The organism is Methanocalculus natronophilus (assembly GCF_038751955.1).
GTDB classification, from domain to species: domain Archaea; phylum Halobacteriota; class Methanomicrobia; order Methanomicrobiales; family Methanocorpusculaceae; genus Methanocalculus; species Methanocalculus natronophilus.
This window is the reverse complement of the sequence record NZ_JBCEXH010000031.1, coordinates 1-848: the sequence shown is the minus strand read 5'-3', so window position 1 is coordinate 848 and position 848 is coordinate 1. Positions and strand designations below refer to the sequence as shown.

Annotated in this window: 1 protein-coding gene; it reads left to right on the top strand. The window is 36.1% G+C overall.

Annotation, left to right across the window (positions count from 1 at the left end; genetic code table 11):
- The coding region (locus ABCO64_RS10185; protein WP_343089376.1) for an immunoglobulin-like domain-containing protein at nucleotides 1-848 on the top strand (848 nt) is incomplete at both ends.

Here is an 848-nt window from a genome sequence, read left to right as displayed (position 1 = left end):
GTAGCATCGAAGATCAAGAGATTTTATCAAGTGATAATGATTATCATGTTGAACCTACTGAAACCACACTTGCTGATTTCCACGAACAAGATTTAGAACAAATTGACCTTCATGGACATCACTTTACAGTAACAGGTCGTATTGAAACACGTGGACAATATGACAACATGGCTATTGTTGATTTAAATGATCCTGATCTTTATTTCATGGTTTATCACCAATCTTGGGCTTCAGACATTGAAGTATTAGAAGATAACGAAGGTGATATTGTAGAAATTACTGTTATTTACTACACCGATCATTCTCGTGATGGTGTATTAGTAGTATTCCAAGGGGATGAAAGCGACTTAGGCGAAGTAGAACTTGGAGATGAAGAATTATTTAATGCAGACGTTTCTCAAGTGGATGGAAGTTCATATCTTACTTTTGAAGACGATATTGAATTACCTACTACTGGAGACAATGACACTGAATTCTCTGGATGGACTTCAAGTCATGATGATTTAATCGCTGATGATGGTTCATTCGTAAGCCGTCCAACAGATGATACTGAAGTAACTTTAACAGGTACTGCTACTTTAGGAACATTAAGTGAAGATGTTGAAGTCACTGTTACAGTTATTGGAACAGAAGCAATGAGTATTTCAGACGCTTATGATTTAAACGATGGTGAAAAAGCTCATGTTGAGGGAATTGTAACAGCTTGGAATGTTTATGATGATGGATTGTTCATTCAAAGTGAAGATGGACTTGGTTTATATGTTCGTTTATTCTCACGTGATATGGACGCATTTGAAGATGTAGAACCTGGAGACAAAATTTCTGTATATGGTACCTTAGGTAGATAT